Raw genomic sequence first — 13,811 nt, 5'->3', positions numbered from 1 at the left:
TTGGTGCGCTCGGCAAAGCCGAGCGCGTAAACCGGAGACGTGGCGGGGGCGGATCGTCAGTAGACGGCGACGTGACCAACCACGACACGAGTGGCCCCCGCGTACCGCAACCATCCGGTCGCCGGCACACGAGATGGTGAGCGAAGGCGGGCCAGCTACAATCCCATCCCTTGCGCCTCCAGTAGAGTTCCACCTCCATTGGGGCGAAAAGGGCTACCCTCCCGCACCTCTTGCATAAGGCGCGGATCGAACCGCCTTTGGCTACAACATCGGTGAGGTCGGGAGGTGCTTGAACCATGCCCCGAACAAAAAGCGAGCAATTGATCGAACGCACGTCCTCTTTACGCTGCAACGTCGTTGCAAGGGATGGTTACTCGGATTGCAACCGGTTGCAGCGGGTAGGTTAGGGCGCGTGCGAGGAGCAATAGCGAGCAACGGTGGCCTTGGAGATGCCAAACCGTTCCATCGTCTGGCGGAGAGACGCACTATTTGCCCGCCGCCACTCAGCCACCTCGCGCGCATCCGCAGCCGCAGGACGCCCGAGGCTTACCTTGCCCCGATGAGTGCGCCCGGTAGCGGCAATCGACGCACGCGCGGCCACCCGGCCCGCTTCGCAGCGCTCCTTGATCCGCTGGCGTTCCATGTCGGCGATCTGCGCGAGGACGGCAACGATGATCTCGCCGACGCCACGTCCGATAGTGCCGAGCCCGCGCACCTCCACCACGACGCCCATGTCAAGCAGCCGCCGCACAACCGACTGCACGTCTAATGCGTCGCGACCGAGCCGGTCGAGCGCATAGACGCAGAGCGTGTCGCCTTCGCGCACATAAGAGAGGAGCTTGGAGAAGCCGGGACGTTCGGCGGCAAAGGTCGCGCCGCTCACCGCTTCGTCCACAAACTCCTTCTCTATATCGTCACCTAGGGCTTGCCTTTGCGCCTCGACGCTCTGCCCCTCGCTGGACACTCGATAGTAGGCGATCCGGCTCACAACCTCTCCATTTGGATCAAAAGTTATCGTGTCATTTTTAGACATGTCTCAAAACAGAGGTCAATATCTTCTGAGCCATAGAGATTGTGGGTTCGAGGGCGACTCACAAGTTACAACTTTTGATGTGCAGCAGGCGGCTCTGCAGCACCGGCACATTTACCGCACCGATCGGCGGCCCGATGCTGATGAACGCCAGTAGCGCCCCCAGAAGCGGCCGGGCCGAAAACGTTTAAAGAGCGAACATTGCGAGCGCAGCGTGCCTGTAGCAGTCTGCCCTGTGACAGACGCACGAACCTTCCTCCCCGCGACGCTCCGGCGCGTCATCGACGGCGGCGATGTGACGAACGACGAGCTTGATGCGGCAATCGCCACGCCAGCCCGTCTGCGCGGCGCTGAACGGAACGCGTGGCATGGCCTTAGCTACTGGGCCGACGACGACGACGTTCGTGCCAAAGGCCAAGCGTATGCACCATCACGTAGGCGGCAGCTTGCCGACCTGCTGTGCGCCTTGGAACAAGAGAAGGTCTGAGAACGCCCAAAACATGACGCACCTACTGGAAGCTGCGCTTCCTGATCGCGGACGTTTCGCCCATCCAATAAGCAGCAGGAGTCAATAGGTTGGGGCCGTCTGCTTGAGGCGTTGGCGCGAGCTAAGCGGGAAGCAACGTCACTATTTCTTCCTGCTTTGGTATTCCCGCATGTTCGGTGCATTTTTCGCGGTGGCGGCACCCCTCATCGCAATGAGCAACTTTGTAGTCTCACCCGACCGAAGGACAGGCGATCTTACCTTTATCGAAGTGATGGGCGTCGGCTTCTGCATAGCGGGCTGCGCGATATACACTGGCGCGACCCGCGTTCTCCGCTGGTATCGACAGGGACTTGAGGCTTCAAAGTCCAGCATTGGCTGGTGATCGGCTTTTGTGACCGAAAGTCGCCAGTCCGCTTTCCACCCGATTGCGACGTCGCCAAAACAGCATCTCAATGAGAATGCACCTGCCGTCTCGTCGACCGTTGGTTCAAGAGCTCGTGGTAACGCCCTTATAGCAACGCGCATAGCGCGGAGCCGTCACCCGTCCTCCATCCTATCAAAGCAAGGCGTATAGATCTCGCACGGGGTTCTCCAAGTTAGGAGCGCCTCGATGGGATCCTGCCCGTGCAATAACGCCCGACCGTTTTCTAGCCGTTGCCTTGCGGCCTGCGCATCGCTTTCCGGGAGGCCAGCAAGCTGGGCTTCTACAGCATCGAAGAAGCGTCGAATGCTCATCGCCCTGTTCCAGTGCTCGATGACCTTTTCGAGCTGCGCGGCGCTATCGGTCTCGGACTGTTCGATCCGCTTCTTGTCCTCAGCCCGACCGCGAGCTTCCATATCGGCCAGAAGTTTCTTGTGCGCGATCTCGGCGCGGAGGCGAGCCTCCTCGATGCGGGTCACTAGTTCGGTGGCCATGTCTTCGACAGCACGAATGAGGCCGGGTATCTTGGATGCCAAGCTGGTTGAGCCGATTTCCGGCCACTGGTTGGTCCAGAAGACGCTGTGGTAGGGCGAGTAGGCGATAAGCCGAAGGCGGCCTGATGGTATGTCTTTTATGCTGATGAAACTGTCGCGGATTTCCCCTGCCTCGGGCGGCACATAGTCGCGTTCGGGAATATACTCGCCGCCGATGTATCGCACGGCGATGTTCTCGGACATCTCTACGATCGCAAGGCCAATGGCAACCGATCCAATGTAGACAACGGTCGGACGCTGAGGGGACCACAGGCGTTTTGCGCTCCAGCGCTCCTTGAGTTGGCCGACAGCTTCGCGGTCATCAGCCGAAAGGCCCCAGAACTCCTCATCTGGCGGAGCCATAGCCACCCGGTGCCCTTTGGCTTCGAAAGCATTGAAGAGGTCATTCGCAAAACCGAGCGCCTTCTCAAGGCCCGATGCCGAGGCATTCTTGTGGACGAGCAGGCGCTTGTGCGGTTTGAGATGGGAATGCTTGTCGACTGGTTGTCCATTTTCGAAATGGTGCCGGGCTCCGCTGATCATGCCATGGATGGTCCCTGCCGGGATCCGCATGCGTCGCTTTGCTGTTGGTAGAGCTGGCGTACGGGGCCGGGACGCTGAAGCTTGAACCGTTGGCCATTGCATCTGGCGAGACCAAGTAAGCTGATCACCGGGCTGTGCTTCTGGCAAGGACGGAGGTAGTGGAGCCTTGTCGACCGCCAGCTTTGCCCAATAGCCTTGTGGCGGTCTCGGCACATTCAACATGGTACAGACGCGAGCGCGATAGCTGCCGGATACGCCGAAGCGCTTTGCGGCATGCATCATCGGCTCCGACCAGACGATGTCGTATAGTTCGTCGCGTCCGCAGCCATCACTGGCGGTCATGGGGTCATGCTCCTTGCAGATAATAAGCACGATAGCCTGTTCAGGGTGACAGCCCCGTGGGGTCAATGGTCATGGGGCCGCTCAATGACCCCATTTAAGACTGCCGACATCCTATCTTCGATCCCGGAGTCGCTTACCTGCCGCCTCTGGCCCGATCGCCGTTTCTAAACGGGAATGTTGGCCGCGTTTGCTGCGAGCCTCTGAATGGCCTCAATGACTTCGATGCGACCAATGGACTTCGGGTAGAATTCCGCTCGCTCGGCAAAGCGAACCTGGTCCGCAAGATTTGCTGGCGCCACAGCCCTCCGCCGGAGGCCCGTTGGCGCGGGAGAACATCAAGGGCGGCCGCCCTTTCGTTCCCGAACGACAATCAGGCCTCCCGTGTGCCTCGTCTTCTTCATGTCCAGCTCCTCGCCTGCAGGCTACAAAGGGCGGGAAAACGCTCACTCAACATGGATGAAAAAAACAGGGAGGATGTCAGACGGTGTGAACTTTGTGCCCGCGCCACAGCCTTACGGTCGCGAAGGGACCAGGAAGGAGCGGCCCGGAAGATATTGCACCATCCCGAGCAGGACGATGCCGCCCGCCAAGACGCAAAGCCCAACGAGATTGATCGCGATGAAGGGGAGCCAATCCCGCCCGTCAAATCCAAAGGTGACATTGGCCAGATGGGCTACCACGATCGCGGAGGCCGACACGAGCAAGATCCGCACGAAAACCGTGCCGTTCCTACCGGCGTCGATTTCCGTTCTCGACTTGAAGAACGCCACGATGGCCAAGGCGCAGGCGATATTCCACACGGAGTAAGCCAAGACATAATCGACGACCCCAAACCGGTTCCAGATGAAGAACTGTGCGCAGGATCCGACGAGGGCGACCGCCTGCAGCGCGACATAGGGCAGCATCAGATCCCGCACGCGGCATGAAGTCCGCACCACCACCAGTGTCGGTATGGCTACGCAGCCGATCAGATAGGCCTGTGCGATACCGCCGGCCCCGGCCCAGGCCGGCCCGAAAATTTTGACGAACAGAAATCCGGCATCATACGCCAGGAAAGCGATGGCCGGCACGACCGTTACGTATAGCGAAGGCAAGACGCCGTTGATTAAATTGCCGAACCCGTCGATCCGCTCTCGGCTGATCCGCGCCAGGCTGGGAAACAGCACCATCGATACCGGCAGGATGAAGACTTCCCGCATCAACGCCCAGATCCGGGTCGCCATCGCAAACTGCCCCGCCGTGGCGGCACCGAAAGCAAGGCTGATGAAATAGCGCGGAAGTTGCTGATCCAAAGTCTCGATAACATAGGACATGGTCAGTTTAGAGCCAGGCGACATCATGTGCCAAGCCTTTGCGCGGGAAAACAGAAACTTCGGGGTCCAGCCGGAACTCGGCCAGATCACGATATTCGCAACCACCTGCTGAGCGATCAATTGCAGCGCGATACTGACGGCGCCGCCGCCGGAAACTGCAACCCCGATGCCGACAGCGCCGCCGACGAGCGAGGACAAGATTGAGCGCAGCGCAAAATATTTAAAGTCGAGCTTCTTCTGCACGATTACGGTTGGCACCGTGCTGAGCGCCGACAAGACCGGCACAAGGCTCATCGCGCTGACCACATCGGTCAGCCGATCGTCGCCGAGGATCGACGAGATTAGTGGGCCGGAGGCGAGCGTCGCGAGAGAGAACACAGCGCCGGTCGCAAGAATGCTCCAGAACACGGTCGAGATCGATTCGTCATCGTCCGCCGCCCGCGCGATGATGCCGTCGGACAGTCCGAGCAGCACCATCGTGCAGAGCGTCGGGATCATCTGCGTCAGGCTGAACAGACCGAACTGTTCGGGCCCGATGATTCGCGCGATGATGAACAGCGTGCTGAACAGAAGGATCTGCTGGGCACCTCGCTCGAATAGGACCCATAAGACAGCCTTGCGCGTCACGCTGCCTCGCGTAGGCTCGATGCGGTGTCGCGCGGCATTGTCATTTGGCCGCCAGCGCCTCCGGCTGCCAGGCGTTCATGTAGCGATGGATCTTGCCGTAATAATTGTCGCGCGGCACCACCGGCACTCCGAGCAGCTGCGCCAGGATCGCCCCGTGCAGGCGCGATGTCTCGACGAGCGCGTAGCGATCGAAATAGCGGCTGGAACGGGCGATCAGATCGTCACGTCGCGCATACCAGCCCTTGCAGATGAGCGCCTGCGTCGTCGGATTGATCGAGCCGCGGAAGGCGGCGCGAGCAAGGCCGCAGATAGCCTTGTCCGCGGTGGTCACCAGATCGTCCCAGTCGATGTGCCCGCCCCCGGTCACATCGCTGGCTTCCTTGTCGCGGCGCAGGAACAGCAGGCGACCGTCGCGGGCCGCAGCTCCCTGTGGCAGCGTACCGAACAATTGATGGGCGGTATCCGGCATCAGCTCCGCATCGATCGCCATCGTATCGCGCAGATAGTCGCGCGATTCGTGATCGCGCACGAATACATGCAGATCGCGATGCTGTCGCAGGACCGCGCCGGCCGCCTCGGCTGCTTTGGCGTCGTTATAATGCACCGATTGCGGGAAGACGATGATCCGGTTGTTCGGAAAACGCGCGATGAACCGCTCACGCAGCATCTGGTGGCGGGGCCAGATGTCGCCGAAATTGCCGCCGCCGTGCAGCACGATCACATGCTCCGGCCTGATCGCCGACGCCAGCCGATCAGCATCGAACAGGGTCAGCCGAAGGTCAACGGTCATGCCGAGATCGTGGAACAGTTGCTCCGCGCCGGCATTAATAAGCAGATCGCCGACGTTCAGGTGCACCGGCAGGTCGATATAGACAACCGGGCGAGGTCCGATCGGCACCTTGAGATCGCGCAGCCGCATCTTGAGCGCAGCATTGTCCATGGTGAATGTCGTTGTCATACGATGCCTTTGTCTGGCGCGGAGCGCGCGTGCAGGAAATAGGCGGCAAGCGGCGACGACCAAATGTATCGCCAGCCGAGGCGCCGCGGCTCGCGATACATGCGATAAAGCCATTCCAAGCCACGCGACTGCATCCAGTCCGGCGCGCGTGGATGCGCCTCGATGATATGGTCGAACAGTCCGCCGCACGTCTTGATCCAGCCCGGCCCGATCAGCGAGTCGCGAATGCGCAGCGCGAGCGCTTCCTGCCGCGGCGTGCCCATGCCGACCCAGACTACGTCGGCGCCCGAGGCGGTGATCTGCGCAAAGATACCGGCTTCGTCTGCCGGCTTGAAATAGCCGTGGTGGCGGCCTGCAAGGCACAGCGCAGGGTGGCGTGCGCGGATCGCCGTCGCTACCGCCTCGTTCACGTCGGGCGTGCCGCCGAGCAGGAAGAAGGAAACGCCATGGCTGGCGGCCTGCTCGGCCGCATCATGGAAGAAATCCGTAGTCGCGATCCGTTCGGGCAACGGCGTCGCATATTTGACCTTCGACGCGAACACGAGCGGCATCCCGTCCGCATCGATATAATCGGCCTCCGCAAGTAGCCGAGCATAGGCCTGATCTATATTCGCCTTTGCCACGACATAGCCGTTGCACGAGAAGGACACTTTAGCGGGTCCCCCAACCCGGTTCAGGCAGTCGGCGATCATCTGGCGCGCAAACGCACCGCGCGTGGTGTGGACGATCGGCAATCCGCCGAGCACGATCTTGTTCATCGGGCTTAGCGTTTCGATAGACTAGCGGGAACGGGTTCGGCATCGATCCGCCCCGCAGACGCTATCGAGGTCTCTTGTCGCGTCGTGATCAAGATCGAGACGGCCAGAATCGACCACATGCCAAGCGAGGCTGGCGACAACGTTTCCTCCTGAAAGATCGATGTGACGATGAGGATGAGCAATCCATGGCCGACGATAAGGCATGTCCGCCGGTCGGCCAGGTTCAGGCTTCTGTCGTGCGACCGTTGCAGGAGCATTCGGCCGACCCGATACCAGAGAAAGAAGAAGATCAGGCCGAGTACGCCCATTTGATATAGCGCGACGGCAAAGCCACTTTCCAGCGCGAAATCCGAGGCACCCGATCGCGCGAATTCCTGGAAGTCGCGCGCATCAGAACGGCCGAGATCCGAGAGATTACCGCCGACCCCGACTCCATGACCCCACGGTCGCTCGAAGAAGCCGACAATGCCGCCGCGCAGCCCCAGGTAATGATAGTCGGCGGTCGCCGCACCATAAGCGAGGGTAATCACGACATAGGCGATCATCAGGATCGCGAAGACCCACGGCACCATACGGCGGGACACGCCGCGTGAAACGAAGTCTATCATCAGCAAGCACAGCACGAGCACCAGCACGCCCTTCGATCCGATGAAGATCAGCATCGGGAAACACAGCGCCAGGGCGAGCCACTGTCGCCTGACGATCGCGATCGCCGCGCCGAAAGTGACGACATAGGCGAAGGTGATCGAGTGGATCGTTGGGCCGTAGGGGCGTACGAACTTCAAATCGAGCGCGAACTGAGACGAAAGATTGAGAAACGAACGCGTCGCGATGCGCATCAGATCATCGACATCACGCAACTGCACGTCATCCGAATATTTCGTGACGACGTAAGGCACCATATTGGAATAAGTATAGAATTCGCGTGGAAAGGCGATCTCCAGCGCGCCCAGCGCAAGCGCGACAAGAGTGAAATAGATGCAGACATCGCACAGGAAGGCGGTGTTAAAGCGTCGGGCGAAGGCCAGCGCGATGAATATCCCAAACGGCAGCAGGCAATATAGACGAACATAAGAGGCGACGCTTGCCACCGATGCGCTGGTCAGGCCGAGGGCGGCGTAAAGCGCGACCACGCCGAGACAGAGAAAGGATGGCAGGATCAGGTTGGATCGTCTGCCAAGAACCGGGATTTTATTCTTCTTCCGCGTCACTAGTACGGCGAGCGCGCACAGCGCCATGATCGTCAGGGCGATGAAAGAAAAGGCCTGCGACGCCTGGATCGCACCTTCGTCCGATCCAAGCTGCATCAGGAATGAGATCATGATCGACTGAAAGTAGATCGCACAGAATATGACGATCAACGCGAACTGCGGCTTGGCGAACGTCAGGCCGATCAGGGCGGGGACGATGATGACATAGGAAATGGCGCCGAACAGCGACAACATCAGCATCGCGAGAAAGACGGCCACGCCCGAGCTGATCGCCCAGAACAGGGTTTCGCGTCGTTGGCCCTGACCGAAGGTCGCCAGCGTGCGCCGCTTTGGAATGTTGTGCGAGTGGCGCGTCATCGGTCCACCGCAAGATTCTCAATGGCTGTCCACATTCTTTTCGGGCGGCCGTTGGCGTCGAACGGCAGCGGCCGCTGGCGGAGATGCCCCTGAGGATTCAGCCAGCTATGGCGATCGGTCACGCCCCAGGTGGTGATCTCCCGGATCCGTGCGCCGGCAAAACATGAGAGATAGGCATTCAGGGTTCGTTCGGTCGCCAGATCGATATCCTCGTCGTTGCGGTGATCGGCGACGTATTTCGACGATATATCAAGTTCGGTGATGTAGATACCGATGCCCAAGGCCGTGACATTCTCGACAAAGCGCCAGAGGCTGGGAAACGCCGGATTGTCCCTGGCGAACAAGTGCGATTGCAGTCCGAGCCCGGAGATAGGGACACCCTTGTCGACCAGCCGGCGCAGCAAACGCAACGCCGCCTGCTGCTTGAATCCGCCAAATTCCAGCCCATAATCGTTGTAGATGAGCGGCGTGCTCGGATGGATGCTCCTGGCGATGGCGAATATCTCGGCGATGTAATTCTCGCCAAGTGACCTGAGCCAGAAGCTGTCGCGCAGGTCACCTTTGCCGGAAGCGTCGGCCAGCGCCTCGTTGACGACATCCCAACTGCAGAACGCATACCGCCCGAGCGCGCCGGCATAGCCTTCGATGAGGCGATACATCTGCGGCCGCGAGACAGACACGGCCGCCCGCGACCAGCCCGGCACCGAATTATGCCATATCAGGGTATGGCCCCTGACGCGCAGGCCTGTGCGCTGCGCAAACCGGTAGATCGTGTCGAACCCGCTAAAATCGTATTTGGACCTGTTCGGCCATGTCACTGACATCTTCAGATCGCGTTCCGGGGAGACGATCGAGAAATTGTCCGCGATGATCCGGGCGATCGCTTGATCGGCCACGTCCTCCTTGCGGACCGCCGTGCCGAGCTTCGGCTTACCGGCAAATCGCTCGCGCGTGGTGGCGCCGACACTCTGGGCATGATCGAAGGCCAATAGCGAGGACGCAAAAATCGGCAGGCCGACAAGCATGTCTCGCCGTCGCACCTGATTGTCCGTACCATGCAATTGTCTGCCTAACCCGTCCATGATCACTCAATCAAAAATCAGGCGAATATCGCAATGCGATATTCTGACCGGCCAAGTGGTCTGCCATCAGACGTGCGCCGACTTCCATAACCCTGGCTTGCGTTGCCGCGAGCCAATTACGGCCGCTCGATGCACAACGCCAGCCAAGGTTCAGCCGAATCTCCACCCTAATCCCTTTTTCAATCGTTTTTTCTGATTTGCGAGCCAGCGGGTGCAGATCGCTCTAGCCTCCTCACCAGCCGGCAGGTTGAATCAGATCACCGCGTGCTTGTGTATCCCGTTTGATCCTGGAGGAATTGATCCCGCTCTGAGCGAACGAATTTGCGAAACGGTATGTCCCGTCACAAGGCTGGAATGACAGAGAGAGAGCGTCAATACGCGTTGCGGTGGACGACCGCCTTCAACGTGGCGAACAGGATCATCACGTCGCGCATCAGGCTCCAGCCGTTGACATACTCCAGGTCGGCGTCGAGGCGGTTGCCAGATCATCGCGCGCCGCGAAAACCGCGGACCTGGGCAAGGCCGGTGAGGCCCGGCTTGCAGACGTGGCGGTGGTGGTATCGCTGATCGACTTCCCAAAACAGCTTGTCGCCGGCCAGCGACCCGATGGCATGCGGGCGAGGACCGACGAAGCTCATGTGGCCGCGCAGGATGTTCAATAGCTGCGGCAGTTCGCCGATGTCGGTGGCGCGGATGAACTTGCCGATCCGCGTTACGCGCACGTCGTCGCGCGCGGTGGAAACGTTGCCGTCATTATCGTTGAGCGCCTGACGCATGCTGCGGAACTTGAACATGGCGAACAGGTGATTGCCCTCTCCCACGCGGTTATGGACGAAGAAAACCGGGCCGGGGCTGTCCATCTTCACCGCAATGGCGACCACCACGAACAGCGGCAGCAGGAAGACCGTCTCCCGCACCGCGATGATGAGATCGAACGGCCGCTTCAGGATGCGTTCGCGCAATTGCAGGCTGCCTGCCGACACCAGCACGGTAGCGATGCCGGCGAAATGCTTGTTGCCGATGACCCCGATCGTATCCAGTTCTGGGATCAGGAGTTGCGAGGTGACGCTGCTGCCCTTCAGCACGGTGGACCAATTGGCGCGGCGCGAGGGTGGGCAGGCGACGAACACCTCGTCGATGCCCTTTACCTGTCGTGCGAGCCGGTCGAGCGCGAGCGGGTGGATGGTCGTTTCGGCCGAATCGACGGGTTCGCTCAACACAATCTTCAACCCGTCGGGCAGGGGAATGTTCACCCTGTCGATGATGAGCATCCGGCTGAGCGCCGAACCCTGAAAGATGCGGTCGCTCCACGGGCCGATGACGCTGCGGGTGACCAGCAGCAGTGCGGCCGAGCAGGTGAAGATGATGACGGCGCGCGGCCGCGATGGTGCGCTCGGCCGCAAATCCGATCGCCAGCCACAGGAGATCGCCGACCAGCAGCGCGACGTAGAAGCGCAGGCGAAGTCCGCGCTTGTCCTCGATCGGCGCCTTTACTGCCTCAACCGGCCGCAGCCATTCCTGTGACGAGAAAATCTCGGATATGGTGAACTACATGCCCCCCTCCTTTGGCGCCCCGGGTGATCTTCAGGAACCGAATACCCGCTTGGCTTCGGCAATCGGCTCCTGCGCGGCCAGCATATACGGGGCGGGTGCCGCAGCCTGCGCGAAAGCGACGGGTGCGCCGGCAGCCAGGATCGCCGCCACAGCCAAGAAAGTTGTTCCTACGCGGTGGTTTACTGGCATGACTTCCCCCCTCGGTCTGCCGTGTCGCCTACTGCGCGCTGGGTAGTTGTTAACGAGTTGTTCCGCCAAGCGGCATAGGTCGTTCCTTCGCGGCCGTCGGGCCGCAGCCCAAAGCAACGGCATGGGGCAACTCGGCATCTACTTTGGCCAGCAGGTGAAGCGCCTGCGCGTGGAGCGCGGGTTGTCGCAGGCCCAACTTGCCGAGACGGCGGGCACCTCCGAAGAATGGATACGTCGCATCGAGCGTGCTGCCCGATCACCGTCCTTCGACACGCTGGAGGCGCTAAGTCGGGCACTAAAAGTGAGCGTGGCGAAGCTGTTCGCCGGCTTCGGTGATGAGGCGACCGACGGCAGAGAGCGGCTGGTCGCGGAGACCGATGGGTTCAGCCGCAAGCAGGTCGAATGGCTGGAGGTGGCTGCACGTCTGCTTCGCCGTGCGCCTTCACGTTAAGCACGTCATCGGCCCGCCGTTGCAACCGGTTGCAAAATGGCAAAAAATGCCCCCTCTTAAGGGGGAGAACTCAAGCGCGGTAGCGGGGAAATCGCTTTAACGCCTCGTGCATGGCCTGTAGCGACACGTTCCCATACTCGTCATGCTCATCCTTGCCGGAGTGGCCCGTGATGGCGCGACGCACATCCCCATCTATCTTTCCGCGCGCGTTAGAGATGAAGGCATGCCGCCAACCATGGTTCGGCTGAAGCTCGGGGTCCGTAACTCCAAGCCCGCGCACCCACCGGGCAACGCGATCTCCAACCTTCTGCGCCTGCGAGTTCCCGGTTGACCCCTCCCGCTTGCGAGACGGGTCGTAGAACAGAGGCCCTGTCAGGCGCCTGATTGCCTCCGGAAAGCCCTGCTCCACCAGATGCGCGTGCAGTACTACGTGGCGCGCCTTGCCGCTTTTCACCGATCCGGCATCCGGCCGGACCGTGACATAGAATATGCCATCCCGCGTACGATGCACATCGCCATGCCGAAGTTGCGCCATCTCGGTGATGCGCGCGCCAGTATATGCACACAGCCACGGCAGCCATCGCCGCGCGAACGCCAACCGGGAAGCATCTTCCTCTAAGTTGATTGCGAGAGCCGCCCTAAGCACGAGCTTCGCTTCCTCCTCGCTGTACCCGCGCTCGGCGCGGTTGATCACGCGGCGAGGCACGCGCACTGTCACGCCCGCAGCCGGATTGGCCACGATCTTCTTGTTCTCGTGCGCCCACCCCAGCACGGTCTTAACGGGGCCGAGATAACCATTCTTCACAGTTGCCGGGTTCGGCGCCTTCTTTGCGTTGCCCGGCGCTAAGAGCGCGCCCTTCCATGTGATGATGTCATCCGCCGTGATCCGACCCGCATCGTCGTGTCCGAGGTGAGTGAGCAGCGAGGTAAGCGCCGTTCGCCACTTCTTCTCCGTCTTGGGCGCGGGCTTACGCTCCGCGAGATAGCCGGCAAAGAGGTCCATCACGGGCACGGGAGCCTTCGCGTGGGCCGGTGCAGCCTTCTGGTCCTCGTCAAACGCCCGCTGATCGAAGGTCGGGTGCGTCGGCGCTGGCCGATCCTCATAGTTAAGTTCAGCCTTGAGCCGGACAGCAAGTTCGCGTTGAGCGCGGCCGACCCGATCATGGAGGTGATCCATCAAGGGATCGTCGGGCGGCAGCACCCACTGCCGCTCGGCCGCAAGCGCCTCTGCAATCCAGCGTGTTGCGAGAAGGGAGTCACGTCGATCCTCGCGCAGGTGGACAGGAGTGATTTCGGCGACGAGGGCGAGTTCCTTAACCCGCTGTTTGGCCGTACCACTGTCAAGCGTGGTTTCGGTCGCGCGCCTTTCTTGATCCATCAGCCAAGTGCGGACGGCCCGGTCGATCTCTTCGCGATCGGGTACTCTTCCCTCCACGCGAAATGAGGCGATGCGTGCTGTGGGGTCAGGGTGATTCGATGATCCGGCGATCAGGCGGTCGCAGTACCTCTTGCACTCGGCGGCCAGATGCTCTGCCTCGCGGCGGCTTACGTCGCCGAAGCTCTTTGAGAACGTCTTTCTGCCGTTGAATGCGGCCTGTGCACGGGGCGGGATAACCTTCCGAAACTCATAACTGTTCCCCCGCCGATAGAGGTGCCGTGCAACCTGTTGCAAGGTGGGGCGAGAGGACGTTTTTGCAGCACACATTGCAGCACACATTGCAGCACCCCTACCGAAAAAAACGGCGGATTTGCAAGGTTTCGTGCGCGTTCAGGCACTTAGCCGGCCACTGGCGGAGACGGAGGGATTCGAACCCTCGGTACGGTTTAACCCGTACGACGCTTTAGCAAAGCGTTGGTTTCAGCCACTCACCCACGTCTCCGGGCCTGGCGGAAGGGCGGCTATAGCGAGGCAAGCGGGGCTGATCAACTGTTCTGGAGGCGCCTGCGCGATTCAC

The 13,811-nt window shown here is 60.9% G+C and carries 12 protein-coding genes and 1 tRNA gene; 3 read left to right on the top strand and 10 right to left on the bottom strand.

Translation table 11 applies throughout. The features are described 5' to 3' along the window. Nucleotides 1-403 precede the first annotated feature (403 nt). A complete protein-coding gene (locus SPDO_RS10425) occupies nucleotides 404-988 on the bottom strand; it encodes a recombinase family protein (RefSeq protein ID WP_245829372.1) in 585 nt (194 codons plus the stop codon). A gap of 277 nt (nucleotides 989-1,265) precedes the next feature. Between SPDO_RS10425 and SPDO_RS10420 the strand changes: the two genes are divergently transcribed. Further along, nucleotides 1,266-1,517 carry a hypothetical protein gene (locus SPDO_RS10420; protein WP_088367393.1) on the top strand — a complete coding sequence of 84 codons (252 nt, stop codon included), beginning with the start codon at nucleotides 1,266-1,268 and terminating at the stop codon, nucleotides 1,515-1,517. 537 nt (nucleotides 1,518-2,054) lie between these two features. Here the strand turns inward: SPDO_RS10420 and SPDO_RS10410 are convergent. The 7 genes from SPDO_RS10410 to SPDO_RS17170 form a co-directional block, all read right to left on the bottom strand. Then, the gene (locus SPDO_RS10410) at nucleotides 2,055-3,356 is read right to left on the bottom strand and encodes a hypothetical protein (RefSeq protein ID WP_143559631.1); all 1,302 of its coding nucleotides are present in this window, start codon (nucleotides 3,354-3,356) and stop codon (nucleotides 2,055-2,057) included. 512 nt (nucleotides 3,357-3,868) lie between these two features. Continuing rightward, nucleotides 3,869-5,296 (bottom strand): oligosaccharide flippase family protein, encoded by a 1,428-nt coding sequence (locus SPDO_RS10405; protein ID WP_158212176.1) that lies wholly within the window; start codon nucleotides 5,294-5,296, stop codon nucleotides 3,869-3,871. A gap of 40 nt (nucleotides 5,297-5,336) precedes the next feature. After that, nucleotides 5,337-6,254, bottom strand: coding sequence for a polysaccharide pyruvyl transferase family protein (locus tag SPDO_RS10400; RefSeq protein ID WP_158212175.1), 918 nt, complete (start codon nucleotides 6,252-6,254; stop codon nucleotides 5,337-5,339). After that, on the bottom strand, nucleotides 6,251-7,012 hold the full coding sequence (locus SPDO_RS10395; protein ID WP_211280045.1) for a WecB/TagA/CpsF family glycosyltransferase: 762 nt from the start codon (nucleotides 7,010-7,012) through the stop codon (nucleotides 6,251-6,253). Before SPDO_RS10395 ends, SPDO_RS10400 begins: the two co-directional genes overlap by 4 nt. Before the next feature lie 5 nt (nucleotides 7,013-7,017). Next, nucleotides 7,018-8,580: a hypothetical protein gene (locus SPDO_RS10390; protein ID WP_088367388.1), complete on the bottom strand. Its 1,563-nt coding sequence runs from the start codon at nucleotides 8,578-8,580 to the stop codon at nucleotides 7,018-7,020. After that, nucleotides 8,577-9,605 carry an endo-1,4-beta-xylanase gene (locus SPDO_RS10385; protein WP_158212174.1) on the bottom strand — a complete coding sequence of 343 codons (1,029 nt, stop codon included), beginning with the start codon at nucleotides 9,603-9,605 and terminating at the stop codon, nucleotides 8,577-8,579. Before SPDO_RS10385 ends, SPDO_RS10390 begins: the two co-directional genes overlap by 4 nt. A 542-nt stretch (nucleotides 9,606-10,147) precedes the next feature. Beyond that, nucleotides 10,148-10,933, bottom strand: coding sequence for a sugar transferase (locus SPDO_RS17170; protein WP_088367386.1), 786 nt, complete (start codon nucleotides 10,931-10,933; stop codon nucleotides 10,148-10,150). A gap of 25 nt (nucleotides 10,934-10,958) precedes the next feature. Here SPDO_RS17170 and SPDO_RS10375 point away from each other — a divergent pair, with 25 nt between their 5' ends. Both SPDO_RS10375 and SPDO_RS10370 read left to right on the top strand, forming a co-directional pair. Continuing rightward, nucleotides 10,959-11,186, top strand: a complete 228-nt coding sequence (locus SPDO_RS10375; RefSeq protein WP_088367385.1) for a hypothetical protein — start codon at nucleotides 10,959-10,961, stop codon at nucleotides 11,184-11,186. A gap of 340 nt (nucleotides 11,187-11,526) precedes the next feature. Further along, nucleotides 11,527-11,856 carry a helix-turn-helix domain-containing protein gene (locus tag SPDO_RS10370; RefSeq protein WP_088367384.1) on the top strand — a complete coding sequence of 110 codons (330 nt, stop codon included), beginning with the start codon at nucleotides 11,527-11,529 and terminating at the stop codon, nucleotides 11,854-11,856. A 70-nt stretch (nucleotides 11,857-11,926) separates the two neighbouring features. Here the strand turns inward: SPDO_RS10370 and SPDO_RS16700 are convergent, their stop codons facing one another. Then, nucleotides 11,927-13,528 carry a site-specific integrase gene (locus tag SPDO_RS16700; protein WP_143559630.1) on the bottom strand — a complete coding sequence of 534 codons (1,602 nt, stop codon included), beginning with the start codon at nucleotides 13,526-13,528 and terminating at the stop codon, nucleotides 11,927-11,929. Nucleotides 13,529-13,644: 116 nt separating this feature from the next. Then, nucleotides 13,645-13,736 (bottom strand) — tRNA-Ser (locus tag SPDO_RS10355). Nucleotides 13,737-13,811: the final 75 nt, after the last annotated feature.

The sequence above is a fragment of the Sphingomonas dokdonensis genome (genome assembly GCF_002197685.1).
Taxonomy (GTDB): domain Bacteria; phylum Pseudomonadota; class Alphaproteobacteria; order Sphingomonadales; family Sphingomonadaceae; genus Sphingomonas; species Sphingomonas dokdonensis.
Note: the sequence above shows the minus strand (reverse complement) of the source record. Positions and strands in the feature narration are given on the sequence as shown.

Bases quoted from the DNA above. Each gene is read 5' to 3' on its own strand.
- SPDO_RS10410 (WP_143559631.1), bottom strand. From the start codon at position 3,356: ATGACCGCCAGTGATGGCTGCGGACGCGACGAACTATACGACATCGTC.
- SPDO_RS10400 (WP_158212175.1), bottom strand. From the start codon at position 6,254: ATGACAACGACATTCACCATGGACAATGCTGCGCTCAAGATGCGGCTG.
- SPDO_RS10395 (WP_211280045.1), bottom strand. From the start codon at position 7,012: ATGAACAAGATCGTGCTCGGCGGATTGCCGATCGTCCACACCACGCGC.
- SPDO_RS10390 (WP_088367388.1), bottom strand. From the start codon at position 8,580: ATGACGCGCCACTCGCACAACATTCCAAAGCGGCGCACGCTGGCGACC.
- SPDO_RS10385 (WP_158212174.1), bottom strand. From the start codon at position 9,605: ATGCTTGTCGGCCTGCCGATTTTTGCGTCCTCGCTATTGGCCTTCGAT.
- SPDO_RS17170 (WP_088367386.1), bottom strand. From the start codon at position 10,933: ATGCTCATCATCGACAGGGTGAACATTCCCCTGCCCGACGGGTTGAAG.
- SPDO_RS10375 (WP_088367385.1), top strand. From the start codon at position 10,959: ATGCGGTCGCTCCACGGGCCGATGACGCTGCGGGTGACCAGCAGCAGT.
- SPDO_RS10370 (WP_088367384.1), top strand. From the start codon at position 11,527: ATGGGGCAACTCGGCATCTACTTTGGCCAGCAGGTGAAGCGCCTGCGC.